Source organism: Kribbella sp. VKM Ac-2566 (assembly GCF_004366005.1).
Classification (GTDB): Bacteria; Actinomycetota; Actinomycetes; order Propionibacteriales; family Kribbellaceae; genus Kribbella; species Kribbella pratensis.
In genome coordinates this window covers 776,016-801,331 of the sequence record NZ_SODT01000010.1, presented here as the reverse complement: position 1 = coordinate 801,331, position 25,316 = coordinate 776,016, and the positions used below count along the sequence as shown (strand labels likewise).

21 protein-coding genes are annotated in these 25,316 nt (G+C 67.8%); 13 read left to right on the top strand and 8 right to left on the bottom strand.

Features of this window, described 5'->3' with window-relative positions; all coding sequences use genetic code 11:
• Window positions 1-3: 3 nt before the first annotated feature.
• The 8 genes from EV647_RS22100 to EV647_RS22065 form a co-directional block, all read right to left on the bottom strand.
• Complete coding sequence (locus EV647_RS22100) at window positions 4-2,697, bottom strand: Tat pathway signal sequence domain protein (protein WP_134005735.1); 2,694 nt, start codon at window positions 2,695-2,697, stop codon at window positions 4-6.
• Complete coding sequence (locus tag EV647_RS22095; protein WP_134005733.1) at window positions 2,670-5,264, bottom strand: Tat pathway signal sequence domain protein; 2,595 nt, start codon at window positions 5,262-5,264, stop codon at window positions 2,670-2,672. Before EV647_RS22095 ends, EV647_RS22100 begins: the two co-directional genes overlap by 28 nt.
• Window positions 5,261-6,160, bottom strand: a complete 900-nt coding sequence (locus tag EV647_RS22090) for a carbohydrate ABC transporter permease (RefSeq protein WP_238175753.1) — start codon at window positions 6,158-6,160, stop codon at window positions 5,261-5,263. Before EV647_RS22090 ends, EV647_RS22095 begins: the two co-directional genes overlap by 4 nt.
• Before the next feature lie 13 nt (window positions 6,161-6,173).
• A complete protein-coding gene (locus EV647_RS22085) occupies window positions 6,174-7,166 on the bottom strand; it encodes a sugar ABC transporter permease (RefSeq protein ID WP_133788890.1) in 993 nt (330 codons plus the stop codon).
• Window positions 7,167-7,169: 3 nt separating this feature from the next.
• Complete coding sequence (locus EV647_RS22080) at window positions 7,170-8,720, bottom strand: extracellular solute-binding protein (RefSeq protein WP_134005732.1); 1,551 nt, start codon at window positions 8,718-8,720, stop codon at window positions 7,170-7,172.
• Window positions 8,717-9,337, bottom strand: a complete 621-nt coding sequence (locus tag EV647_RS22075; RefSeq protein ID WP_134005730.1) for a YesL family protein — start codon at window positions 9,335-9,337, stop codon at window positions 8,717-8,719. The genes EV647_RS22080 and EV647_RS22075 overlap by 4 nt, the downstream gene beginning before the upstream one ends.
• A gap of 121 nt (window positions 9,338-9,458) precedes the next feature.
• Window positions 9,459-10,094: a DUF1961 family protein gene (locus tag EV647_RS22070; RefSeq protein WP_134005728.1), complete on the bottom strand. Its 636-nt coding sequence runs from the start codon at window positions 10,092-10,094 to the stop codon at window positions 9,459-9,461.
• Window positions 10,094-11,110 (bottom strand): LacI family DNA-binding transcriptional regulator, encoded by a 1,017-nt coding sequence (locus EV647_RS22065; protein WP_134005726.1) that lies wholly within the window; start codon window positions 11,108-11,110, stop codon window positions 10,094-10,096. Before EV647_RS22065 ends, EV647_RS22070 begins: the two co-directional genes overlap by 1 nt.
• 108 nt (window positions 11,111-11,218) lie before the next feature.
• Between EV647_RS22065 and EV647_RS22060 the strand changes: the two genes are divergently transcribed.
• The 13 genes from EV647_RS22060 (at window position 11,219) to EV647_RS22000 (ending at window position 25,307) form a co-directional block, all read left to right on the top strand.
• Window positions 11,219-13,066 (top strand): heparinase II/III family protein, encoded by a 1,848-nt coding sequence (locus EV647_RS22060; RefSeq protein ID WP_134005725.1) that lies wholly within the window; start codon window positions 11,219-11,221, stop codon window positions 13,064-13,066.
• A gap of 9 nt (window positions 13,067-13,075) precedes the next feature.
• The gene (locus tag EV647_RS22055; protein WP_134005723.1) at window positions 13,076-13,534 is read left to right on the top strand and encodes a hotdog fold domain-containing protein; all 459 of its coding nucleotides are present in this window, start codon (window positions 13,076-13,078) and stop codon (window positions 13,532-13,534) included.
• Between the two features lie 27 nt (window positions 13,535-13,561).
• On the top strand, window positions 13,562-14,719 hold the full coding sequence (gene eis, locus EV647_RS22050; protein WP_238177331.1) for an enhanced intracellular survival protein Eis: 1,158 nt from the start codon (window positions 13,562-13,564) through the stop codon (window positions 14,717-14,719).
• A 70-nt stretch (window positions 14,720-14,789) separates the two neighbouring features.
• Window positions 14,790-15,386, top strand: coding sequence for a crossover junction endodeoxyribonuclease RuvC (ruvC, locus tag EV647_RS22045; RefSeq protein ID WP_134006056.1), 597 nt, complete (start codon window positions 14,790-14,792; stop codon window positions 15,384-15,386).
• A 31-nt stretch (window positions 15,387-15,417) separates the two neighbouring features.
• A complete protein-coding gene (ruvA, locus tag EV647_RS22040) occupies window positions 15,418-16,020 on the top strand; it encodes a Holliday junction branch migration protein RuvA (RefSeq protein ID WP_134005721.1) in 603 nt (200 codons plus the stop codon).
• A 15-nt stretch (window positions 16,021-16,035) separates the two neighbouring features.
• Entirely contained in the window at window positions 16,036-17,088 is a 1,053-nt protein-coding gene (ruvB, locus tag EV647_RS22035) for a Holliday junction branch migration DNA helicase RuvB (RefSeq protein ID WP_134005719.1), read from the top strand.
• A 235-nt stretch (window positions 17,089-17,323) separates the two neighbouring features.
• Entirely contained in the window at window positions 17,324-17,797 is a 474-nt protein-coding gene (gene yajC, locus EV647_RS22030) for a preprotein translocase subunit YajC (RefSeq protein WP_134005717.1), read from the top strand.
• Window positions 17,798-17,883: 86 nt separating this feature from the next.
• The gene (secD, locus tag EV647_RS22025; protein WP_238177330.1) at window positions 17,884-19,659 is read left to right on the top strand and encodes a protein translocase subunit SecD; all 1,776 of its coding nucleotides are present in this window, start codon (window positions 17,884-17,886) and stop codon (window positions 19,657-19,659) included.
• On the top strand, window positions 19,659-20,846 hold the full coding sequence (gene secF, locus EV647_RS22020; protein ID WP_134005716.1) for a protein translocase subunit SecF: 1,188 nt from the start codon (window positions 19,659-19,661) through the stop codon (window positions 20,844-20,846). The genes secD and secF overlap by 1 nt, the downstream gene beginning before the upstream one ends.
• A complete protein-coding gene (locus EV647_RS22015; protein WP_134005714.1) occupies window positions 20,846-21,385 on the top strand; it encodes an adenine phosphoribosyltransferase in 540 nt (179 codons plus the stop codon). Before secF ends, EV647_RS22015 begins: the two co-directional genes overlap by 1 nt.
• A 131-nt stretch (window positions 21,386-21,516) precedes the next feature.
• The gene (locus tag EV647_RS22010) at window positions 21,517-23,880 is read left to right on the top strand and encodes a bifunctional (p)ppGpp synthetase/guanosine-3',5'-bis(diphosphate) 3'-pyrophosphohydrolase (RefSeq protein ID WP_238175750.1); all 2,364 of its coding nucleotides are present in this window, start codon (window positions 21,517-21,519) and stop codon (window positions 23,878-23,880) included.
• Window positions 23,881-23,886: 6 nt separating this feature from the next.
• Complete coding sequence (locus EV647_RS22005; protein ID WP_134005710.1) at window positions 23,887-24,363, top strand: hypothetical protein; 477 nt, start codon at window positions 23,887-23,889, stop codon at window positions 24,361-24,363.
• A gap of 227 nt (window positions 24,364-24,590) precedes the next feature.
• Window positions 24,591-25,307, top strand: coding sequence for a hypothetical protein (locus EV647_RS22000; protein ID WP_238177329.1), 717 nt, complete (start codon window positions 24,591-24,593; stop codon window positions 25,305-25,307).
• Window positions 25,308-25,316: the final 9 nt, after the last annotated feature.

Sequence of the window (25,316 nt, the reverse complement as noted above, 5' to 3'; positions counted from 1 at the left end):
ACGTCACGGGTTCACAATCTTGTCGCCGACCAGAGCAAGGGTCTGGATGGCGGCGAGGCCGTAGAGGGCTGTGGTGTTGGTGGAGACCCACTTGGCGGCCTTGGTGGGGTTGAGCGTCGTGTTCACGTCCTCGGCGGTCCACGGGAGGTTCGGGGCGTAGCCGTCGCCGGTGTAGAAGTCCTTCCACGCTCGAGCAGCCAGGTCGTCCCGGTTCAGCCGGACAGCGGCGTAGGCCGTCAACCGGGCGTGCCCCTGCCGCAGGATCAGATTGCCGAAGTACGCACCGCACTCCTCCGTCTGCTCGGCGCGGGTGCCGTTGAACAGCCGGCAGTACTGCAGCCAGGCGGCCTCGAAGGCGGGCATGTCCACCAGGTCGATCAGCTCGGCGCAGATCTCCACCTCGCCGAACATGGCGCTCAGATGGGACACGCTGACGATCTTCTCGGTCACTGGTGCGAAGCGACCCGTGTCGAGGTCGTACAGCCCGCTGCCGGTGACGAACCCGTTCGGCATCGCCCCGATCGTCTCCATCGTCCCGAGCAGCTTGGCCTTCGCTACAGCAGCCTTGGGCCCTTGCCGCTCCCACTCGGTCAGCCAGGCAGCAGCCAGACCGCTCCAGTCCGTACCGAGGCCTATGGACAACGCATGCGGGTCAGGTGTGTAGGGCTCGGTCCTGATCTTGCGCAGTGGGTCCAGCACCAGGAACGTCTTGTCCGAGTCCACCAGCTCCGACAGCAGGTCGCCAGTACGTTCGTCGGCCGTCAGATAGTAGTAGAACCGCCGGTACGCCGCCGTACTGATCCGCTGCTGCTTCGCGCTGTCCGCCCAGTGCTGTACGCCGTGCCGCGTACCCAGGCCGGCCCACTGACCAAGGTGGTAGACGTCGACCTCACCGGTGTGTCGCGTCATCGCCTCCGCGAACCGGAAGATGTCGGCACGACCGGACCGCAGGAATGCATACCAGAGCCAGAGGTCCGGTGACAGCTCCGAGTTGTCCCATGCGTACCCGCCCACGTCGTACCGCCACACCAGCCGGTCCTCGTCGAACGTGTGCATGATGTCGCCGTAGTCCCAGAACCCGTACCAGTGCCGCGACTCGACCTGCCCGCGGTAGTAGTCGAACAGGAAGTCCAGGTGGTCCTCGATCGCCTTCTTCGCCGGCACGGACCGGTCCACCGGGCTGAACAGCCCACCGAACACCCGGGAGCTCACCAGTTGGTCCACCGGGTTGATGAGCTGCGGTGGCGTCCGCACCTGGTCGGCCAGGTCACCCAGCCGCGCAGCCGACGGCGTCGCCTCCAGCGCCCAGAACGTCAGTTCGGACGTCCGGGCGATGCCGTACGGCGTACCGAACCCGGGCTCGTAGTCCTCATAGGTGATGTTGAGGCCCTCGAGCTGCTCCGGGTAGGTGTCCTGGCCCATGCCGTCGTGGTAGAACCGCGTGTCCATCGCACCGGCGGCCGGCGACCACAGCCACACGGTCACCTCGGCTTCCTCGGTCGCTGCCTTCCGGACGTCCAGCTGCGTCGGGTGCCGCTGCCAGAAATCCCTGAGTCCGAAGGCGAATCCGCCGCTCACGCCACCGACGTACCCGAGCCCGGAGGCGCGTTTGCCCTGGTCGACGGAGACCCAGCCGTACCCCTTCGCGGTCCGCTTCTTCACCGTGAACCCGTCCGCGGTCAACTGGCTCAGCGAGTAGTCACCCCACTCGGGGATGTACTGCAGCCGGGTCGTCACCCGCTGGTCCCACGTCGCCGGATCCGGCAGCTTCGTCCCGGCGATCTGCGCGGCCCGTACGACGGCCCCCGGGTCCCGCCGCAGACCGGTGATTCCCTTCACCGCCTCGGACACCATCCCGTGCCCCTCGCCGACGAAGCGCACATGCCGGTCGTACGCCGCGTCGCGCATCGGCACCGAGAAGCGCACACCGAGCCCGGCGATGTAGTCCTTCTGCCCGTCGCGGTCGTAGACGAACGTGTGCACCATCCGCACGTTCTCCGCACCGGCCACGAAGTACAGCCGGACCGAGAACGGCAACCAGGTCAGGCCCTTGCGCGACTTGTGCCGACCTTCGATCTTCACCACCGCACGAACAGGGCCGGCCTGCTCGACGGTGACTTTCTGGATGTCGCTGTCGTACTGCTCCCGGACCGCGCCGCCGACCTCGTCCTCGGCGATCTTGTCCTGCTTCAGGTTGACGAGCACGCCCTTGCGCACGATCAGCACGTCACCACGCCAGATGTGACTGATCAGCTCGGTCCCGCTCTTCCGGATCCGCGCCTTGATCACGCCGGTGTCGACGTCGACGTACAGCTTCTCGTTCTGCACCGTGACGGGACGTGCCGGCGCGGTCGCCGTACCCGGGCCGAGCGTGTACGACTCGGCAGGTGCGTCCACTGCGATCGCGTGCGCACTCCACTTGAGGGAGCCGTCCGGCCAGTACGCGGTCGGCCAGCTCTGAACGGGTACGTCGGCGCCGTCAGCTGACTTGAGTGCGAACGACTGGTTCGCGGGTACGGCGCCCTTGGGCCAGGGCGTGCCCCAGGTGGTGACAGCCGCTGTGGTGGGCTTGCCTTCCAGCCAGGTGAGCTTCACGTCGGAAGCCTCAGCAGCCGCGGCGGGTTGGATGTTGTCGAGCAGGGACACCGCAGGTACGGCGGCCATACCTGCTAGGACGGTACGTCGGGAGACCTCCATGCCGTTCCACCTTTGCCATTCCCGGAGTCATTCCGGTGTTCGGGGATCAGGGACAGGTTCTGGATCGCTGCCAGCGCGTACTGCGACGCGCCGTTGGTACTGATGAACGCGGCCTCGTCGACCGGCATCAGCGCGCCGTCGACGGGAGTGGTCTTCCACTCGGCTTCGCGTTGCATGGCGTTGCGGTTGAGCTGGTCGCCTTCGTCGACGAAGAACTTGCGCCAGGCCAGGCGGGCGAGCTCCGGGTCGCCGGTGCGCGCGGCGGCGTACGCGGCCAGCCGGCTGTGCGCCTGGACGAGTGAGATGCCTTGCAACGGCTGACCGAGCTCTGCGGTCTGCTCCTCAGGCGACAGCAGGTACAGCCGGCAGTAGTCGAGCCACGCCTTCTCGAACCCCGGTACGTCGAGGTCCAGGTCAATGAGCTCGGAACAGATCTCGGGCAGCCCGAAGAGCGAGGACAGGTGGGAGACCGCGATGGTGTTCCGGCTGGTGTCGAACCGCCCCGTGGACAGATCCAGCCGCGCGCTACCGGTCAGGAAGCCGTAGCGCAGCGCAGCGATGTCGGACATCGTCCCCACGAGCCGTGCACGGGCCCGCTCGTCGCCGTGTCGTTCCCAGCGCGTGAGCCACGCAGCGGCCAGCGCGCCCCAGTCCACGCCCAGCTCGATGGACAGCGCGTGCGGGTCGGGGGAGTAGACGTCCGGCCGCACCTTGCGCTGCGGGTCGACGACGAGGAACGCCTCCTCGATGGTCGCGAGCTCGTCCATCAGGTCACCTGTCCGCTCGTCCGCGGTCAGGTAGTAGTAGAAGCGCCGGTAGATCGCACTGGAGATCCGCACCTGCTTGCAACTGCAGCCCCAGTGCTGCACGTTGTGACGCGACCCCAGGCCCTTCCAGCGGCCCAGGTGATGTACGTCGACCTCACCGGTGTGCCGTGTCATCGACTCGGCGAAGCGGAACACGTCGGCCCGCCCGGTCCGCAGGTACTGGTACCAGAGCCACAGGTCGGGGGAGAGCTCCGAGTTGTCCCAGGCGAACCCGCCCACGTCGTACCGCCACGTGTGCCGGTCGCTGTCGTAGGTGTGCATGACGTCGCCGTAGTCCCAGAACCCGTACCAGCGGCGTTGCTCGCGCTGACCGACGTAGTACTGGAAGAGGAAGTTCAGCCGGGCCTCGATGTCCTGGTGGTCTGCAGTGGGCAGACTCCAGGTGCCGAACACACCAGCCTCCAGTAAACGCGCAGGAGAGACAGTGAGCAGTCCAGGCGAGTTGAGCAGCGCTACGTGTTCCGACAGGTCCTCAGCTGACGGTGTGGTGTTGTGGAGCCGCAGGCTGAGCTCATGCGTTCGGGCGACACCGTGTGCGTTGCCGAAGCCCGGCTCGTAGTCCTCGTAGGTGACCTCGAGTCCTTCGAGCTGTTCGGCGTACGTGTCCTGGTCCATGCCGTCGTGCCAGTAGCGCACGTCCATGGCCGGCGCACTGGGCGACCACATCCGCACTGTGGCCGTGGCGACGTCGGTGGCTGCGTTGCGGATGTCCAGCCGGGTCGGGTGCAGTTTCCAGAAATCACGCAGCCCGAAGCCCAGTCCGCCGCTCACGCCGCCGACGTACCCGTAGCCGGGCGCTCTGGTGCCGGAAGGGATGGTGATCCACCCCTGTCCCGCGCCGGTACGTTTCCGCAGCGTGAAACCGTCCGCACTGGTCTGGTCGAGCGTGTAGTCGTTCCACTGCGGGATGAGGTGCAGGCGGTCGGCCACCTCCGGGTTCGGGATCGCCTCTACGTCACCGCCGGCGACCTGGGTACGTCGTACCTCTTCGCCCGGATCGCGACGCAGACCGGTCAGACCGCGCACTGCCTCGGTCAGGAACCCCGACGGTCCCGCGAGCCGGATATGGCGGTTGTGCGGCTCGTCGCGCATCACGACGTCCGCGCTGAGCCCCAGACCGGCCAAGAAGTCCCGGTCCGGATCGCCGTCCCAGACGAAGCTGTGCACGATCCGTACGTCGGCAGCGCCCGCGTAGAAGTACAGCCGCACCGAGAACGGCAGCCAGTCGCCGTGCTTGCCTTCGAGCCGGACGACGGCCCGCACCGGGCCGTCCTGCTCCACAGTGATGCGATCCACCGTCGCGGTCGTTTGCTTCCGGGCTCCGCCCAGGTCGTCGTCCGGAGCGTCCTGCCGCAGGCTCACCAGCCGAACGTCCCGCACGACTTCCTGACCGTCGTAGCTGATCGATGCAATCAACCCCGGTTGCCTGAGCACCCACGCGAAGGATCCGGTCGTGACTCGCAGCTCGCCGTCGGCCCGTTCGACCTGAACCGGCTGGGCCGGCATCGCGGGCGCACCGACGACCAGCTCGTACGACGACTCGGGCTGCTCGGACGCCCCGATCGCGTGCGCGGACCACTTCACCGAGCCGTCCGGCCACGTCGCAGTCGTCCAGCTCTGCACCGGCGTACCATCGGACAACCTGAACTCGGTGCCCTCGGCAACTGTGCCTCGTGCCCACGGGACGCCCCAGGAAACTCCTTGTCGACAAGGTGTTTCCAGCCATTGCAGTGTGGTCATTCCTTCACCGACCCGATCAGCACGCCCTTCGCGAAATGCTTCTGCAGGAACGGGTAGAAGAACAGGATCGGCAGCGTCGCGACCACGACGACCGCGAACTTCAGGCCCTGCTCGGGGAACGTCACCGTCTCCAGTTGCTGCAGCACGTTCGCGGAGTCCGCGTTCGCCGCGGTCAACTGGCGGACGATCATCTGCAACGTCCACTTCTTGCTGTCGTCGATGTAGAGCAGCGGCGACATGTAGTCGTTCCAGATGCCGACCGCGTAGAACAGCGAGAACGTCGCGATGATCGGTTTCGACAACGGCAGCACGATCCGCAGGAACACGTTGAGCTCGTTGCACCCGTCGATCCGGGCCGCTTCCTCGAGCGCCTCCGGCAACTCCTGGAAGAAGCTCTTCACCACGATCAGGTAGAACGGGTTGATCGCCAGCGGCAGCATCAGCGCCCAGTAGGAGTCCAGCAACCCCAGATCCCGGACGACGAGGTACGTCGGGATCATGCCGCCGCTGAACACGAGCGTGAAGATCACCAGGTTCAGCACCAGCGCCCGCCCCGGCAGGAACCGCTTCGCCAGGGGATAGGCCATGGTCAGCGTCAGCAGCAACTGGATCACCGTGCCGACCGCGGTCACGCCGACCGTGGTCAGCAACGCGCGGACGAACGTGTCGGTGGAGAAGATGTAGTGGTACGTGTCGGTGACGAACTTGTGCGGCCACAGGAAGAACGGCCGCGAGCTGATCTCGGACTCGGTCGCGAACGATCCGGCGAGCACGTAGAGCAGCGGGAGCACCGTCACCAGGGCCAGTGCGGTCAGCACCACGACATTCAGTACGTCGAACACGCGGCTGCCGACCGAGTCGTAGTACCGGACTCGCTGCTTCATGATGGGTTTCATCGTGGTCCTCCTCTCAGAACAGACCGCGCTGGCCCATGCGCTTGGCCAGGAAGTTGGAGCCGAAGATCAGCACGACGCCGATCAGGCCCTTGAACAGTCCGACGGCAGTCGCGTAGCTGAACGAGCCCTGGGTGATGCCGATGTAGTACACGAACGTGTCGAACACGTCTGCGACGTCACGGTTCAGCGACGTGGTCATCAACCAGATCTGCTCGAACCCGGAGTCCATCAGATGCCCGGACGTCAGGATCGCCATCACCACGATCGTCGGCCGGATCGCCGGCAGCGTGATGTGCCAGAACTGCCGCCACCGCCCGGCGCCGTCCACGCGAGCGGCCTCGTAGAGCTGCGAGTCAACTCCCGCCAGCGCGGCCAGGTAGATGATCGTGCCCCAGCCGGTCTGCTTCCACAGCAGCTGCAGCACGATCAGCGGCCGGAACCAGTCCGCCTGCGCGACGTAGTCCGTCTTCTGCCCGCCGACCAGGCCGTGGATCCAGTTCGCGATCACGCCGAAGTCCACCGAAAACAGCAGGTAGGTGAGCGAGGCGACGATCGTCCAGGACAGGAAGTGCGGGATGTAGACCAGCGACTGCACGGACCGCTTCAGCACGTTGATCCGTAGCTCGTTCAGCAGCAGCGCGACGACGATCGGCGCCGGGAACACGAACACGATCGTCAGCACGGCGAGCAGCAGGGTGTTGAACATCAGCCGGCCGAAGTCCGGCCCGGTGAACAGCTCCTGGAAGTGCTTCAGGCCGACCCATTCGCTCCCCGAGTAGCCGAGGAACGGCACGTAGTCCTTGAACGCGATGGTCAGGCCGTACATCGGCAGGTACTTGAACACCACGAAGTACACCAGGCCGGGCAGCAGCAGAAGGTACAGCCAGCGGTAGCGCCACAGGTCGCGCCCCAGAGATTTCGTACGTCGTCTGCGCCGCGGGGCGGACGCCGGCCGCGAAGAATCCGCGGCCGGCTGCACCACCTCGGGCACGAGGTCGGTGGCCATCGGTCAGCCGCCGGCCTTGGCAGCCAGGTCGTTGACCTCCTTGACGATGTCCGTGCCACCGCTGTCGTACCAGCGCTTGATCTGCGCCTTCAGTTGGTCCTCGGTGATCGCACCGGACAGGTACTTGATCCGCGCGTCCGGGATGATCGTGTCGAGCGTCTGACCCTTCGCCACCGAGGTCGGCGCGATGATGCTGAGCGCCGGGTTGAACACCGCTGTCTTCAGGTCCTCGTTCATCAGCACGTCGAACTTCTCCCGCATCTTGCGGCTGGCCTCGTCGTTCGGCCGCAGCGCATACGCGCCCAGCCCGACCGACGCCCGGGTGCCGAGCTGGATGAAGGCCTTGTCCACGTCGTTCTGGATCGCCTTCACCTTCGGGTCGTCCTGGTTGATCGGTACGGCGTACTTGCCGTCGGCCTTGAAGTTGCGGCCCTCGATGCCGTTGGTGAGCAGGATCGAGCCCTCCTTGGACTCGAGCTTGTTCAGCGTCTCCAGCACCTGGTTGAGCTGCTCCTCGGTGCGCACGTGCTGCTTGGAGATCGCCATCACCATGTTGTAGCCGGTGAACGGGTACGAGTGCTTCTCGCCGTCCGGGCCCTTCAGGTTGCCGACCAGCGTGACCTTGTCGAAGTCCTTCGGGTTCTTCTCCTTGAACAGGTCGAGCAACTGGGTCGCCCGCACGTTCACGTCGATGATCATGCCGCCCTTGCCCTGCACGAACGGGTCGTTCCAGTTCGCGCTGTCCAGCGTGGCGAAGTCCGGGTTCACCAGGCCTTCCTTGACCCACTTGCGCAGCCACTGGTTCGCGGCCAGGAACTCCGGGGTGTCGAAGCCCGGGACCAGCTTGCCGTCGCGCTCACCCCAGCCGTTCGGCGCGCCGAACCAGGTCTCGATCACGTCGTACGGGCTGGCACTGGCGTAGTTCCCCGGCCACTTCGGGATGATCAGGCCGTAGGTGTCCTTCTTGCCGTTGCCGTCCGGGTCCTTGTCCGCGAACGCCTTCGCGATCGTGTACAGGTCCTCGACGCTCTGCGGTTCCTTCAGGCCGAGCTTGGCCAGCCAGTCCTTGCGGATCACGATGCCCGAGCGCAGCAGCGGCCGGACCCGGTAGATGCCGTACGTCTTGCCGTTGGTCTGCGTGTTCTTCGCGGTCTGCTCGTTGGCCGGCTTCAGGTTCTCGTACTTGTCGAGCTTGCCGGTGAGGTCCCAGAACGCGCCGGCCTCGGCCGCCTTCACGAACGAGGGACCCTTCTCGTTCACCACCATCACGTCCGGGATCTTGTCCGAGGCGAGCGTGACGTTCGACTTGTCGCCGTACTCCGCGTTCGGCACCCAGGTGATCTGGAGCTTCTTGCCGATCAGTTTCTCGACCGCCTGCTGCAGTTCGCCGTTCGGGTCCGGCGCGGTGCCGAACAGCGGCGCCATCACCGTCAGTTCGGTACTGGCGGCCTGGCCGCCCTTGTCGTCGCCGCCGCCGGAGCAGGCGGAGGCGGCGAGCAGTGCCGTCGACAGTGCGGCGGCGACGGCGAGGCGCCGTTTGGAGAAGATGGTCATTGGTTCCCTTTCAGATGCAGGCGCGCGTCGTTCTCGGCGAAGAAGCGCAAGCAGAGCCAGGTGTCGAGCTGGATCCAGGCGCCGCCGGCCAGGACGAACCCGAACACCGGGAACTTCACCGACACGTAGGCGATGGACACCGCGACGAACAGCAGGACCAGGGACGACGCCGGCCGCGCGAGCGCGACCAGCGATGCCTTGGGCAACAACATGCGGATCCCGAGGTCGTAGTGCACGGCCATCGGGAGCGCGTACGCCGCGATCAGCCCGAGCGCGACGAGCGCCGTGAGGCTGGCCAGGCGGGGGAGTGCGGCCCCGAGCGCGGCGAAGTACAGGTAGTTGCCGACGAGAACGACGGCAGCCGCGACCAGGGGGAGTACGACGAGCGAGCCGCGGCGGAACTCCTGGCGGAACGCGGTACGGAAAGCAGGGAAGGCATGAAACGATTCATCGGATGACCTGCGTCTGGCCAGCGAATATGCCGCGAGGGTGGCCGGGCCGATACCCAGGGCAATCCCGCCGAGCAGCGTGAAGAGGATCCAGAGGGCGTTCACCTTGATCACCCACAGAACCTCGTCCGCAGCGTCGTACAGCTTGATGGCCCAGCCTGTTCTCATGCCGGTTCCTGCCTTGTTTCGGGGCGAAAAGTGATGTGACCGTATGGTTGAATCGTCTCAATGTCAAGGCTTGGGAAAGCGTTTGTCAGAGAGTGGTCACGGAGCTGCGCGAAGCCGGGGGTCAGGTCCGGGAGACGCGCAGGTTCGCGTACTCGCCGATCAACGGCGCCATCTGCCGCAAGCCGATGCGGCCGCCGGTCAGGGGTTGCTCGTCGCGCCAGGTGAAGCTGGGCAGGTCGTTGATCGCGAAGGTGATCTCGCCGTGCCGGACGGTCAGGCGCAGGTGGTACGGACAGTCGGCGTCGGCCACGTCCGGGATCGGGTCGGCGCCCTGTGCGACCAGGTGGAATCCGTAGCTCTTACGCAGGTTGCAGGTGTGGAAGGCGCGCTCGGCCGGCCAGCGTCTGCGGAAGTACGAGACGTGGTACGTGTCGAGGTCGCCGTGGTGGTACTGCTCGTACGGTCCGGTGCGCGGCTGCAGGTCGAACAGGTCCTCACCGTGGCGGCCCTTGGCGTGGAAGAACAGGATGCACAGGCCGGGTTCACGGATCGGCCAGAAGTCCCACTCGATCGTCACGTCAGGCGGGAAGTCCTCCGGGCACCACAGCACGATGTTCGCATCCTGCCCGTCCGCGGCCGGTCGCACACTCTCCAGACGGAGCCGGCCGAGTGGGAACGACGTCGCGCCGTCGCCCTCGAGGCGGAAGCCGTCGAGATCGGACGGTGACGCGAGCGGGTTCTCGTACAGGGCGGTCATCAGCGCCGGCGCTTGAAGTCGCTGGACTCGCGGACGATCAGGTCCGGCTGGAAGATCACCTGACGATGCCGGTGCCGCTCGGCGGACTCGACCTCCTCCTGCAGCAGTTCCATCGCGGTCCGCCCGAGCAACTCGGCCGGCTGCCGTACGGACGACAGCGGTACGGCGGCGGCGCGGGCGAAATCGATGTCGTCGTACCCGACGATCGCCATGTCCCGCGGGACCCGCAGGCCGGCGACCGCCATACCCTGCAGGAATCCGAGCGCCAGCAGGTCGTTGGCGAGGAACGCCGCGGTCGGACGCGAGCGCGCCGGCAGGGCGGCGAGCTGTTCACCGATCGCGCGACCTTCGACCACACCCATCACGTCGACCTCGTAGTGCTGCAGGTCGACGTCGCCCGTCTCCTCGGCGATCGCGGTGATGCCGGCCCTGCGGTCGGCCACCTGCTGCATCGTGAACGGCCCGCCGATGAAGGCGATCCGGCGATGGCCGGACTCGATCAGGTGGTTGCCGGCGAGACGTCCGCCGAGCTGGTCGTCGACCGACACCGAGCACAGTCCGCGGTCCGCCGTACGGTCGACGAGCACTACCGGCGTACCGCGGTCGACCAGCGCGGTGAGCCGCGGATCGGTGCTGTCGAACGGTGTGATCAGGATGCCCATCACGCGCTGCTGCTCGAGCTGGTCGAGGTGATGTCCCTCGCGCACCGGGTCGGTCTTGCTGTTGCACAGCATCACCACGGTGTCGTGCTCGTACGCCAGTGCCTCGGCGCCTTCGGCCAGATCGGTGAAGAACGGGTTGGTCACGTCGAGCACCACCAGCCCGACGGTTCGGCTCTTGCCGGCCCGCAGATGCCGCGCCGCCTCGTTCCGCACGAACCCGAGCGCCTGAATGCTGTCCTGAACCCGCTGGCGAGTCTCCGGCGCCACGATCCCCGGCCGATTGAGGAAGTTGCTCACGGTCCCCACCGAAACCCCGGCCCGCTGCGCAACTTCCTTGATGCTGGGCGTCCCCATCGTCCCCCGTCCAGCAGCCGTCCCGGTCACCCGCAGTCTATCCAGACCCGAGTTGAATCGTCTAAATCGCCGGGACTCGATCGGTCTGCCGGCCGATAGGTTGGCGGTGTGGCTCAGACGATGCGTGGACTGTTGCCCGGGGAACTGGTGAACCGGGCGTTGGGCACTGCCGGGTCGGTGCGGCTGGCGCCGGGAATCGAACTGCGGGACGTGTGGAACGGTGTGCCGGCGGGAGATCGTGCGGCGCTGCTGACGGATGCCGAGGAGCAGGCCGCGGGCGAGTGGCCGGTACTGCTGGCGAGCGACTTCGCGCGGTTCCAGCGCGAGGGCGACCGCGACCGGTACGAGACGCCGTACTTCGAGCGCCGCCGGCGGATCGTCACGAGCGCGCTGGCGGCTCTGCTGACCGGTGACGAGCGGTGGGTCGCGGACGTTGTGGACGGCGTCTGGCTGGTGTGTGACGAGGCGACCTGGACTCTTCCGGCGCATGCGAGTTCGGCGGCCGCGCGGGACGAGCCGCTGCCGCGGCCGGGGGATCGGGATCTGGATCTGTTCTGTGCCGAGACCGGCGGCCTGTTGGCCTGGATGGATCACCTGCTGGGGTCCGCTCTGGATGCGGCGACCCGGCTGCGGATCTCGACCGAGGTCGACCAGCGGGTGCTGACGCCGTTCCTCGAGGTTCGCGACTGGCCGTGGCTGACCCGGTTCACGAACAACTGGAACCCGTGGATCCACTCGAACCTCACCGCGTGCACCCTCCTGCTCGAGCCTGATCCGGCGCGCCGCGCCCAGGTCGTCGAACGCGTGGTCGACGGTCTCGACGTGTTCCTCGATTCCTACCCGGACGACGGTGGTTGCGACGAGGGAGCGTCGTACTGGACGCGAGCCGGCGGCTCCGTCGCGGACAGCCTGGTTCTGTTGTACGACGCCACAGCCGGGCAGCTCGACGGTTTCGGTCATCCCAAGCTGCGGCCGATCACGTCGTACCTGCCGGCCATGCACATCGACGACCGCTGGTACGTGAACTTCGCGGACTGCCCGGCCCAACTGGCGGACCCGTCGGCGGCGTACCCGCTGTACCGGCTCGGCGTGCACACCGACGAGCCGACCGCACGTCAGCACGCGCGGATGATCCGGCGTCGCGACGATCCGCTCGTACCGCGGATTCCGTCCATGCTCCGGGTGATCGGCACGCTGCTCGAGCCCGGCCTGCGGACCGAGGAGGACGAGGTCGGCCATCAGGACGTCTACCTGCCGGACACCGAGGTACTCGTGGCCCGCTCGAAGAATCTGCTCGTCGCGCTGAAGGGCGGACACAACGCCGAGTCGCACAACCACAACGACGTCGGCTCGCTGATCGTCGCCGTCGACGGCGTACCGCGCGTCATCGATCTCGGTGTCGGTACGTACACCCGGCAGACGTTCTCGGCCGATCGCTACCAGATCTTCACGATGCAGAGCGACTACCACAACCTGCCGCTGATCAACGGGTTCTCGCAGCCGCCCGGCCGCGAGTTCCAGGCGACCGGCATGTCCGCCGAACTCGGCGACCGCACCACCTGCGAACTCGACCTGGCCCATGCCTATCCACCGGAAGCCGGCATCCGCTCCTGGCACCGCCGTCTCGTGCTGGACCAGACGGTCGAACTCACCGACACGTGGGACCTGTCGGACGCGCCACGATCATTGGTCTGGCACCTGATCCTCAACGGCCCGGCAGCCCACGACAACGGCATCATCCAGGTCGAGGACCTCACCATCTCGTACGACGCCGACCACCTGGCCGCCGTACTGGAACCACTTCCCCTGACCGATCCGCGCCTGTCCGCAATCTGGGGTGATCAGGTCACGCGCCTCGCACTAACGGCCCGCCCACCCCTCCTCACGCCGTCCAACGCCACCACCGTCGTGTTCTCTCCAAGTCACCTCTTCACGCGGCATGTGACTCGTGAGTAACATGCCGGTATGAGTCAGGTGCTGGGGTTGTGGGAGCGGTTGCGTGCGGTGCCGGGTGGGGAGCGGGTGTTCTCATGGGGGTTCACCTGGAAGGCGCCGTACTTCCGGTCGGTGCGGCCGCGGTTCGTGCAGGTGAGTCCCAACTACGCGGCGTTGACGTTGCCCAAGCGGCGGGCAGTGCTGAACCACATCGGGACCGTGCATGCGATTGCCGTGTGCAACGGTCTCGAGGCGGCGATGGGGGCGTTGGCGGAGGCGACGGTGCCGGCGGGGAAGCGGTGGCTGCCGAAGGGGATGGAGGTCGCCTACCTCGCCAAGTCGACGACGGACCTGACGTGTTCGGCGGAGACCGACCCGGACACCTGGACTGCGGGCCCCGACGTACCGGTGAAGGTCAAGGCGACGCGTGACGACGGCACGGTGGTCGTCGAGGGCACGATCCACCTGTGGGTAACTGACAAGAAGTGAACACGTCGTACGACGTATGGTCTCGGCGTGACTGAGCTGCGGGTGGTGGAGGTAACCGAGGAGCACTTGGACTCGGTGTGGCAGGTGCGGACGCGGTCGTTCGGGATGGGTGGTGACCGTGACGAGTGGAACAAGACCGCGCGGTCGTTCATCGTCGACGGGCGGTACCTCGGGGTCGTCGACGGTGACGAGCTGGTCGCGGCGGCGCGGGTCTGGCCGTATGAGCAGTGGTGGGGCGGGCGCCGGGTGCCGATGGGCGGTGTGGCCGGCGTTGTCGTCGCACCGGAGTACCGCGGTCGTGGGGTCGGCAGCCTGTTGATGCGCGCCGTACTCAACCTGTGCGTGGAGAAGGGCTACCCGCTGACGGCGCTGTATCCGGCGACGACCGTGCTCTACCGGCATCTGGGGTACGAGTTCGCGGGAAGCCGGCAGCTCTACACCTTCGAGGCCGCCGATCTGCGCACCCTGGGCGGCAGGCGTACGGCGGTGCGCAAGGCGGGCCGCGACGACGCGGACCTGTTCCTCGAGCTTGCGGCGAAGGCGCACGAGGCGCGACGCTCGAACGGTCCGTTGATCTGGCCGCGCGCCGAGGTCGAGTCCTGGCTGGAGGACGAGAGCCTCTTCGCGTACGTCGCCGAGGACGGCTTCGTCGTCTACAAGTGGTCCGACGGCAACCTCGCGGTCGAGGAGCTCATCGCCGGGTCGGAGGAGACCGCCCGCGCACTGTGGGCGACCGTCGGCTCCGGGGCGTCGATCGCGAAGACCGTCGAGGCGTGCTGCCCGCCGTTCGATCCGATCCACCTGATGGTCGAGCACGAGGCGCATCGCAAGTCGTGGCAGAACCGGTGGATGCTCCGGCTCGTCGACGCCCCGGCAGCGTTTGCGGGGCGAGGCTTCCCGGACGGCGTCGTACTGGAGGCCGACCTGCGCATCGACGACCCGGAACTGCCCGCGAACACCGGCGACTGGCGCCTCTCGGTCGGCAACGGATCCGCCACTCTCACCCCCGCCGAGCCGTCGGGCGACGCACTCCGCCTCGGCCCGCGCGGACTGGCGGCGCTGTACGCCGGTACCCCGTTGGCCACCCTCCGCGGCGCCGGACTGGTCAGCGGGGGCGCGGCGCTTGACGCCGGGTTCGACGCGGTGTTCGGCGGACCTGCGCCGTACATGCTCGACGACTTCTGAGACGGCGCGTCGATTTCTGAACTCCTGACGCCTCCGACTAGGGTTGTCGAACAAACGTTCGGAGGTGGCCATGCGGGTGCTCGGCGTCGACCCGGGACTGACCCGGTGCGGCCTCGGCGTCGTCGAGGGGACCCCGGGGAAGCCGCCGGCGCTGGTCGCCGTCGGGGTGATCCGGACGCCGGCCGACCTGGACGTCTCCAAACGCCTCGTGCTGATCGAGGAGGAGCTCGACGCGTGGATCGCCCGGTACCAGCCGGACGCGGTCGCGGTCGAGCGCGTGTTCGCGCAGCACAACGTCCGGACGGTGATGGGTACGGCGCAGGCCTCTGGGATCGCGATGGTGGTCGCGGCCCGTCGCGGGTTGCCGGTCGCCCTGCACACGCCGAGCGAGGTGAAGGCCGCGGTCACCGGATCCGGTCGCGCGGACAAAGAGCAGGTGACCACGATGGTCACCCGGATCCTCAAACTGAGCGAGCGTCCGACGCCCGCGGACGCCGCGGACGCGCTGGCGCTGGCCATCTGCCAGGTCTGGCGCGGGGGAGTGGCGAGCAAGCTGCAGGAAGCGGCTACCAGCCGGGCGAATCTCGAGGCGACGGCGCAGGCACAGTCACGGCTGCAGGTGGCGAGGCTGCGGGCCGCGGTGGCGGCGCAGCAGGGCAAGCGGTGAGCACGGTGATGAACGGTTTTGGAGGGTGGCGATGATCGCCTTTGTACGTGGACCGGTGGCGGCCATCGGGCTGGACAGTGCCGTCGTCGAGGTCGGCGGGATCGGCCTGCAGGTGTACTGCGACCCGGGCACGCTGGCCGGTTTGCGCCCGGGGCAGGAGGCGCGGATCGCCACGTCGATGGTGGTTCGTGAGGACTCGCTGACGCTGTACGGGTTCGCCGACGACGACGCGAAGACCCTGTTCGAGCTGTTGCAGACTGCGTCCGGTGTCGGGCCGAAGCTCGCCCAGGCCGCGCTGGCGGTGCTGAGCCCGGACCAGTTGCGCCAGGCGGTCGCGACCGAAGATCTCGCCGTACTGGTGAAGGTTCCGGGGATCGGCAAGAAGGGTGCGCAGCGGATCGTGCTCGAGCTGAAGGACAAGATCGGTGCGCCGTCCAGGACGGTGAGCGGCCGGCCGCTGCAGGCGCAGGAGGCTTGGCGCGACCAGGTACACGCCGGTCTGGTCGGCCTGGGCTGGTCTGCCCGCGATGCCGAGGACGCGGTCACCGCTGTGTCGCCGCTCGCCGCCGACAACCCGAACCCGTCCGTTCCCGACCTGCTGCGCGCCGCGCTGCGCGTTCTTTCCAAGGCATAAAAGGGGGCGTAGGCGATGGAAGACAACGTTCGCCCCTTGGTCTCCGCCGACGCGGTGGACCTCGAGGAACGCAAGATCGAGTCCGCGCTGCGGCCGCGCACCCTGTCCGAGTTCGGCGGTCAGCGCCGGGTCAGCGAGCAGCTCGAGCTGGTGCTGCACGCGGCTCGCGGCCGCAACCGCACGCCGGACCACGTGCTGCTGTCCGGGCCGCCCGGGCTGGGCAAGACCACGCTCGCGATGATCATCGCCAGCGAGATGGCCGCTCCGTTGCGGGTGACCAGCGGTCCGGCGATCCAGCACGCCGGCGACCTGGCCGCGATCCTGTCCGGGCTGAGCGAGGGCGAAGTCCTGTTCCTGGACGAGATCCACCGGATGTCGCGGCCCGCGGAAGAGCTGCTGTACATGGCGATGGAGGACTTCCGGGTCGACGTGATCGTCGGCAAGGGTCCGGGCGCGACCGCGATCCCGCTCGAGATCCCGCCGTTCACCCTGGTCGGCGCGACCACGCGGGCCGGTCTGCTGCCGGGGCCGCTGCGTGACCGGTTCGGGTTCACCGGTCACCTGGAGTTCTACGACGCCGCCGAGCTGGAGAAGATCGTGAACCGGTCGGCAGCACTGCTCGAGGTCGACATCACGCCCGAGGGCGCGATCGAGATCGCGTCCCGTTCCCGCGGTACGCCGCGGATCGCGAACCGGCTGCTCCGCCGGGTCCGCGACTACGCCGAGGTCCGCGCGGACGGCATCATCACGCTCGCCCTGTCGAAGGCGGCCCTGGATCTGTACGAGGTGGACAAGATGGGCCTCGACCGGCTGGACCGGTCGGTCCTGGACGCCCTGTGCCGCCGATTCGGCGGCGGACCGGTCGGTCTTTCCACGTTGGCGGTTGCGGTCGGCGAGGAACGTGAGACTGTGGAGGAAGTGGCCGAACCGTTCCTGGTCCGGTCGGGCTACCTGGCCCGTACGCCGCGTGGTCGTGTCGCCACGCCCGCGGCCTGGCGGCACATCGGGCTCAAGGTCCCGAAGGGCGCGACGTTCGCGGACACGCTCTTCGACTCCGATGAGGACTGAAGGAGTTCCACCTCAACTGAACACGACGACCGCCGGGGAACCTCCGCCGGCGCCGGAACGTAGACACTGCGTAGCGACCAGTAGTGAGTAACGCAAACGTGACCCGGCGTCATGCGGCAGTTGTTGACGCGCGGCGTTAGACTCCCCGGTGGCCTGACCTCCAGGTCTTCCGCCGCGACCTGCGCACTCGCGCGGCGCACGCCTTAACCGAGCCGACGAAGGATTCTGAGACCCGATGCAACTCCTCGCCGTACCGATGGCCTCCTCCGGGGGTGGCGGCATCACGCTGCTGCTGCCGCTGATCCTGATCGTCGGAATGATCTGGTTCATGAGCCGCTCCCAGCGTAAGCAGCGCGAGCGGCAGGCACAGACCGTAGCCGCACTCGTGCCGGGCACCAAGGTGATCACCACCAGCGGCCTGGTCGGCATCGTCGAGGAGACCGACGACGAGTACGTGACGCTGGAGATCTCCGAGGGCGTCCTGGTCCAGGTCGTCAAGGCCGCGATCGGCCGGGTGATCCCGGAAGAGGACGCCGCCGCCGACGAGGCCGAGACCTCCACCGAGGCCACCGCCGCCGACGAGACCGCCGAGACGGCGGACGACGACGCCGAGAAGGTCGACGTACCGGATGCGGGTAAGGCCGGTGACAAGGCCGACGGCAAGGTCCAGGACACGCCGAAGCTGCCGCCGACGCACACCGAGAACTGATTTTTCCGTCCCAACGGCCTGCGGCGCGGCGTTCGGCGTCCACCTGACGGTGCGGCGCGCCCAGAAGTACAAAGGTTGAAACTGACGTGGCAACGACTACGACATCCCGCCCCGGGCGGAGCCTGATCGGCTTGCTGGTGGTGGTGGTTCTGCTGTTCGGGATCATGGCGCTGACCAAGACCTGGAAGCCCAAGCTCGGGCTGGACCTGCGGGGCGGCACGACCATCACGCTGACCGCCAGCACGTTCGACGGCACCGGGAAGGTCACCGCCGACCAGCTGAACGAGGCCAAGAACATCATCGGCCAGCGGGTCAACGGCGCGGGTGTCGCCGAGTCCGACATCACCACCTCCGGCACGAACCACATCAACGTGGCCGTTCCGGGCGCCACGAAGGAATCCCTGGTGTCGCAGGTCGGTCAGACCGCGCTGCTCTACTTCCGGGTCGTGTACGGCTCGGATGCCGCCGCGCCGCAGCCCACTCCGTCGACGACGCCGAAGCCGAGCACCACGCCGAAGCCCAGTACGACGCCGAAGCCCAGTACGACGCCGAAGCCGAGCGCCACGGTCAAGCCGAGCAGCACCCCCACCAGCACGCCGAAGGGCCGGGCCTGGTCGAGCGCGCTGGGCGGGGCGACACCGACGCCGACCCCGAAGGCCAGTACGACGCCGACCGCGAAGCCCAGTACGACGCCGAGTGCCACGCCGTCCGCGACCCCGTCGACGCCGGCCGCGGGGGGCGACCCGCTGAACTACACGCCGGACGCGGCCACGCAGGCGGCGTTCGCGGCGTACAAGTGCGGTGACAAGCAGGTCGACAACCCGAACACGGCGATCTTCTCCTGCGACCGCGAGGGCACCTACAAGTACCTGCTCGGCCCGGCGATCCTGAACGGCACCGACCTGTCGGACGCCTCCGCCGGCATCCCGCAGAACGGTCTGCAGTGGCAGGTGAACCTGAAGTTCACCGGTGACGGCGGCGACAAGTTCCTCAAGGCCACCACGGCCATCTCGCAGCGCGGCCAGGGCCAGAACCTGTTCGCGATCGTGCTCGACGGCGAGACCATCTCGACCCCGAGCGTGGACAGCCCGATCCCGGGCGGCCAGGCGCAGATCACCGGTACCTTCACCGAGGCCCAGGCCCGCGACCTGGCGAACGTGCTCAAGTACGGCGCGCTGCCGATCAAGTTCGACATCTCCTCGGTCGAGACCGTGTCGCCGCAGCTCGGTGGTGACCAGCTCTCCGCGGGTATCTGGGCCGGTCTCGCCGGTCTGGCGCTGGTCGTCGTGTTCTGCTTCCTGTACTACCGCGGTCTCGGCATCGTCGTGGTGCTCTCGCTCGCGGCCGCCGGCATCCTCACCGGAGCCCTGGTGATCCTGCTCGGCAAGGCGATCGGGTTCACCCTGACGCTGGCCGGTATCGCCGGTCTGATCGTGGCCGTCGGTATCACCGCGGACTCGTTCATCATCTACTTCGAACGACTGCGCGACGAGGTCCGTGAGGGCCGCAGCCTGCGCTCCTCGGTGGAGACCGGCTGGGCCCGCGCCAAGCACACGATCATCGCCGCCGACTCGATCTCGCTGCTCGCCGCGCTGGTGCTGTACGTGCTGGCGATCGGCAGCGTCCGCGGCTTCGCGTTCACGCTCGGCCTGACCACGCTGATCGACCTGGTCGTGGTCTTCCTGTTCACCAAGCCGGTGGTCACACTGCTCGCCCGGACCGACTTCTTCGGCCACGGGCACAAGCTGTCCGGACTGGATCCGGAGCATCTGGGCGTCGAACGACTGCCCGGACAGACGAAACCGTCGGCCCGGCCGCGGAAGACGCCGTCGACGCGCAAGCCGGTCGGAGGGGAGGTCTGATGTCGAAGCTCGGAGCGATCGGTGCCAAGCTGCACCGCGGTGAGGTTTCCTACGACTTCATCGGCCACCGCAAGTTCTGGTTCAGCCTCTCGGCGGTCCTGGTCATCATCTCGCTGGCGGGGCTGTTCGCCCGCGGCCTGGCGCTCGGTATCGAGTTCAAGGGCGGCGTCGAGTACGAGGCCAAGGTCAAGGTCACCGACCACACCGTGCAGGACTTCGGTGACGCGGTGAAGGCGACCAACGCCAAGGACCTCGGTGACCCGGTCGTCACCACGATCAACAACGAGAAGGTCCGGGTCCAGACCAAGCCGCTGGCCCAGAACGACATCGGCACGGTGCGCGCGGCGATCGCCAAGGAGGCCGGTATCCCGGCCGAGCAGGTCACCTCGCAGCAGATCGGTGCCTCCTGGGGCAAGCAGATCGCCGACAAGGCGATCCTGGCGCTGGTCGTGTTCCTGATCGCGGTGTTCGCGGTGATCTGGCTGTACTTCCGCGAAGCCAAGGCGTCGATGGCCGCGATCATCGCGCTGGTCCACGACGTCACGATCACTGTCGGTCTGTACGCGCTGATCGGCTTCGACGTCACGCCGGCGACGGTGATCGGCGTACTGACAATCCTTGGTTACTCGCTGTACGACACCGTCGTGGTGTTCGACAAGGTCCGCGAGAACACTCGCGGCATCACTGGGTCGAACCGCTACACCTACTCGGACGCGACCAACCTCGCCGTGAACCAGACCGTGGTCCGGTCGATCAACACCACGGTCACCGCGCTGCTCCCGATCGGCGCGATCCTGGTCGTCGGTACGGCGGTGCTCGGCACCGGCCCGCTCAAGGACCTGTCGCTGGCGTTGTTCGTCGGTGTCGCGATCGGTGCGTACTCGTCGATCTTCATCGCGCCGGCGCTGCTCGCGGTCTTCAAGGAGCGCGAGCCGGGCATGCAGGCGCTGAACAAGCGGGTGACCGCCAAGAAGGCGCAGATCGCTGCCGCTGCGGCCGCTCCGGTCGGCGTGGCCACGGCCGGCGCGCCGTCGGGTGCCGCGGCGCGTTCCGACGTACAGGACACACCTCGGAAGGCGGACCGGGCAACCGGGTCGGCTCCGACGCCGTCGTCGCGGCCGATGAAGGCGGCGGCCGCAGGGCGCCCGCAGCCGACCCGCAAGCCGCGGTCGAAGCGCGGTAAGTGATGCGGTCGCTCGAGCAGGTGCTCACGGACGGCATCCGCGACATCCCGGACTACCCGCAGGCGGGGGTGGTGTTCAAGGACATCACCCCGCTGCTGGCCGATCACACCGGCTTCGGCCAGGTCGTGGAGGCGCTGGCGGCGGCCGGGACGGACGACGACGGGCAGCCGATCGTCGACAAGGTGGTCGGGATCGAGGCGCGCGGCTTCATCCTGGCGGCCCCGGTCGCGCTCGCGCTCGGCGCCGGGTTCGTGCCGGTGCGCAAGAAGGGGAAGTTGCCGGCGGCGACGTACGAGGAGTCGTACGCGCTGGAGTACGGCGAGGCGACGATCGAGGTGCACCAGGACGCGTTCGCTCCCGGTGACCGCGTCCTCGTCATCGACGACGTCCTGGCCACCGGCGGCACGGTCGAGGCCTGTCTGCGGCTGATCCGCCGCTGCGGCGCCGAGGTCCTCGGTACGGCGGTCCTCCTCGAACTCTCGTTCCTCCCCGGCCGCAAACGCCTCCAAGGCGAAGCCGTTACCGCCCTCGTCACGGTCTGAATTCGGGCAAACTCTCCGTCGCCGTCGGCTTACCCGGCGTGTTGTCCACAGGCGGTTCTGCCTCGTTGGACGCTGGCCTCTAGACTGGTGGCCTGTCGGCGGAGGGACACAACGTGGGCGAAGACCCGGCGATGACATCTGCGGTGCCGGATGCCGTACCGCAGGAGCCGCCGCGCGCGCCGTCGCCGGTGCGCCCGGCTCCCGTGTCGCCGCCGCCTGCGACCCAACCGCCGCGGATCGCTCCGGCCCGGGTCCGCGCCCGGCTCGCCCGCCTCGGCGGCACCCGGCACCCGAACCGGGCGCCGATGCTCGAGCCGCTGTTCCGGGTGGTCCGCGCGACCCACCCGAAGGCCGATCTCGGCATGATCGAGCGCGCCTACCGGACCGCGGAGAAGTACCACACCGGCCAGATGCGCAAGAGCGGCGACGCGTACATCACGCATCCGCTCGCGGTTGCCACCATCCTCGCCGAGCTCGGTATGACCGCGACCACGCTCTGCGCCGCGCTGCTCCACGACACCGTCGAGGACACGCCGTACACGGTGGAGGACCTGACCCGCGACTTCGGCGAAGAGATCGCCATGCTGGTCGACGGCGTCACCAAGCTCGACAAGGTGCGGTACGGCGAGTCCGCGCAGGCCGAGACGATCCGCAAGATGGTCGTCGCGATGTCCAAGGACATCCGGGTGCTGGTCATCAAGCTGTCCGACCGGCTGCACAACATGCGCACGCTCGGCTCGCTGCGCCAGGAGAAGCAGGAGCGGATCGCCCGCGAGACGCTGGAGATCTACGCCCCGCTGGCGCACCGGCTCGGTATGAACACGATCAAGTGGGAGCTCGAGGACCTGGCGTTCTCGACCCTGCACCCGAAGGTGTACGACGAGATCGTCCGGCTGGTCGCCGAGCGCGCGCCGTCCCGCGACGAGTACCTGGCGACCGTGATCGACCAGGTGCACGAGGACCTGCGGCTCGCCAAGGTGAAGGCGACGGTCACCGGCCGGCCGAAGCACTACTACTCGATCTACCAGAAGATGATCGTCCGCGGCCGCGAGTTCGGTGACATCTACGACCTGGTCGGCATCCGGGTTCTGGTCGAGTCGGTCCGCGACTGCTACGCCGCCCTGGGCATCATGCACGCGCGCTGGAACCCGGTCCCCGGCCGGTTCAAGGACTACATCGCGATGCCCAAGTTCAACATGTACCAGTCGCTGCACACCACGGTGATCGGGCCGCAGGGCAAGCCGGTGGAGCTGCAGATCCGGTCGTTCTCCATGCACCGCCGCGCGGAGTACGGCATCGCCGCGCACTGGAAGTACAAGGAGGACCCGTCGTCGGTCGCGCCGGCCACGCCGAGCACCGAAATCGGCGGGCCGAACGACATGCCCTGGGTGCGGCAGCTCGTCGACTGGCAGCGGGAGACCTCCGACCCGTCGGAGTTCCTCGACTCGCTGCGGTTCGAGATCAACAACGCCGAGGTCTACGTCTTCACCCCGCGCGGCGACGTGATGTCGCTGCCGACCGGGTCGTCGCCGGTGGACTTCGCGTACGCCGTACACACCGAGGTCGGTCACCGCTGTATCGGTGCCCGCGTCAACGGGCGCCTGGTGCCGCTGGAGAGCACCCTCGAGAACGGTGACGTCGTCGAGGTCTTCACCTCGAAGGCGCAGGGCGCGGGTCCGTCGCGGGACTGGCTCACGTTCGTCAAGAGCCCGCGTGCGCGCAACAAGATCAAGCACTGGTTCTCCAAGGAGCGCCGCGACGAGGCGATCGAGCACGGCAAGGACGCGATCGCGAAGCAGCTCCGCAAGGAGGGCCTGCCGCTGCAGCGCCTGCTTTCCCACGAGACCCTGACCGCCGTCGCGAACTCCCTGCGGTACCCGGACGTCACCGGCCTGTACGCCGCTGTGGGCGAGCAGCACGTGAGCGCGCAGGCCGTCGTACGGCGTCTTATCGAGACGTACGGCGGCGAGGAGGGTGCGGCCGAGGACCTCGCCGAGGGCATGCGGCTGCCGGCCACCAAGGAGCGGCGCAAGCGCACCGCGCGCGGCGACGCCGGTGTCATCGTCAAGGGCGCGACCGACGTGCTGTCGAAGCTGGCCCGGTGCTGTACGCCGGTGCCGGGTGACGAGATCATCGGCTGGATCACCCGCGGCGCGGGCGTCTCGGTGCACCGGGCCGACTGCGCGAACGTGGAGAACCTGAAGACCCAGCCCGAGCGCATCGTCGAGGTCGAGTGGGCGCCGACGGCGCAGTCCGTCTTCCTGGTCGCGATCCAGGTCGAGGCGCTGGACCGGGCCCGCCTGCTGTCGGACATCACCCGGGTGCTGTCGGACTACCACGTGAACATCCTGTCCGCGGCCCTCACCACCACCCGCGACCGCATCGCCAAGTCCCGCTTCACCTTCGAAATGGGCGACCCGACCCACCTCGGCCACGTCCTGAAGGCAGTCCGCTCCGTAGAAGGCGTCTTCGACGTCTACCGCGTCACGCAGTAGACGCCCATGGGCGACTGGTTCCGTGGCTCGGCGGACGGACCGGGCCTGAAGCTGTACAACGGAGCGAGTGCGATCTTCCTGGACGTGCTTGCGCTGCCTGCGTGTGAGCTGGCGGAGACAGAGTTCGAGCGCGGATTTGCGTTGCTCCTGTGCAACTCTCGGATCGGGATGGGGAACGACGGCTTCGATCTGGACGAGCTGCCGTGGCCGGCTGCCGGGTGGGAGGTGGAGCGGGACTACCTGCTGCGCGTGGTGCGGCTGGCGGAGGCGCGGTTTCGGTGGGAGTTGCTGAGCTACGAGCCGCGCATCTTCGAAGCGTTTCTGGCGGAGTACGAGCGGCTGGTCCTGGAGTTCAGCCCGCCGACCGAGCCGGTTGAGCTGCCGCGGATGTGGGATCCGGATCCGGTGGAGGCTGCCTTCGCCCGTTGCCCGGAGCATGGGTTGTACCTCGGCGATTACACGGACTGCCGCCTCTGCTTGTGAGGGTGGGGACACTGCGGGGTATGAGGCGTTTCAGGCGGCGGGAGTTGTTGATCGCGGGTGCGGGACTGCTGGTCGGGTGCAGTGATTCCTCGGCGCAGAACCAGCCGAGTGCAAGACCTTCGACTCCTTCATCGACGCCTTCATCGGTTCCTTCGTCTACGCCTTCGTTGACGCCCAGTTCGCCGCCGACGTCTCCAACATCGACTCCGACTGTTGCCCTGCCCTCCGTGCGGAGTTGGGTGGCGGGGCCGGGGGAGATCCAGCCTCAGGTGAAGCGGCTTGCGGTGGCGGCGGTGGTGAAGTTGTTGCGGCCGACGGATACGCAGGCTGTGGTCGAGGTGATCGACGCGCAGTACGGCGGGATTCTGAGCGACTCGGCCAGCGTGCTGGTGCCGTGCCGCGTGTACTCGATCAGGCAGAACCGTTTGATCAGCGGTGGCACGACGGTCGACGTACGGCTGAGCAAGTCGTCGCAGGGGACGTGGCGGGTGACCGCGAAGCACCCGGCTCGACCCGGAGCGCCGGTTGCGAGCCTGTCGGCCGCCGCGCGGCAGGTGCTGACCAGCGAGCAGATCCTGTTGCCGCCGGCATCCGCCGCGGACATCCGCTCCGGGCAGGTGCATGACAGCGTGCTCACCACGATGCTCGAGCTCGCGAAGACCTATCGGATCGGCGTCAGCGTGATCCGCTCCGGCCACCCCACCAACGTGTTCGGCACCGATCGCCCGAGTGATCACCCCCGCGGCCGCGCGTTCGACACCTGGCAGATCGACGGCCATCCGGTCGTGGCGCCGTCAACGTCCCGCTCGCTCATCACGTCGTACATGCGCGCCACCGAGTCCCTGGGCTCCTACAACGTAGGCGGCCCCTACCAACTCTCCGGTACGGCGTACTTCTCCGACCAAACCCACCACGACCACATCCACGCCGGCTTCCGCACCTAGTCCACCGCA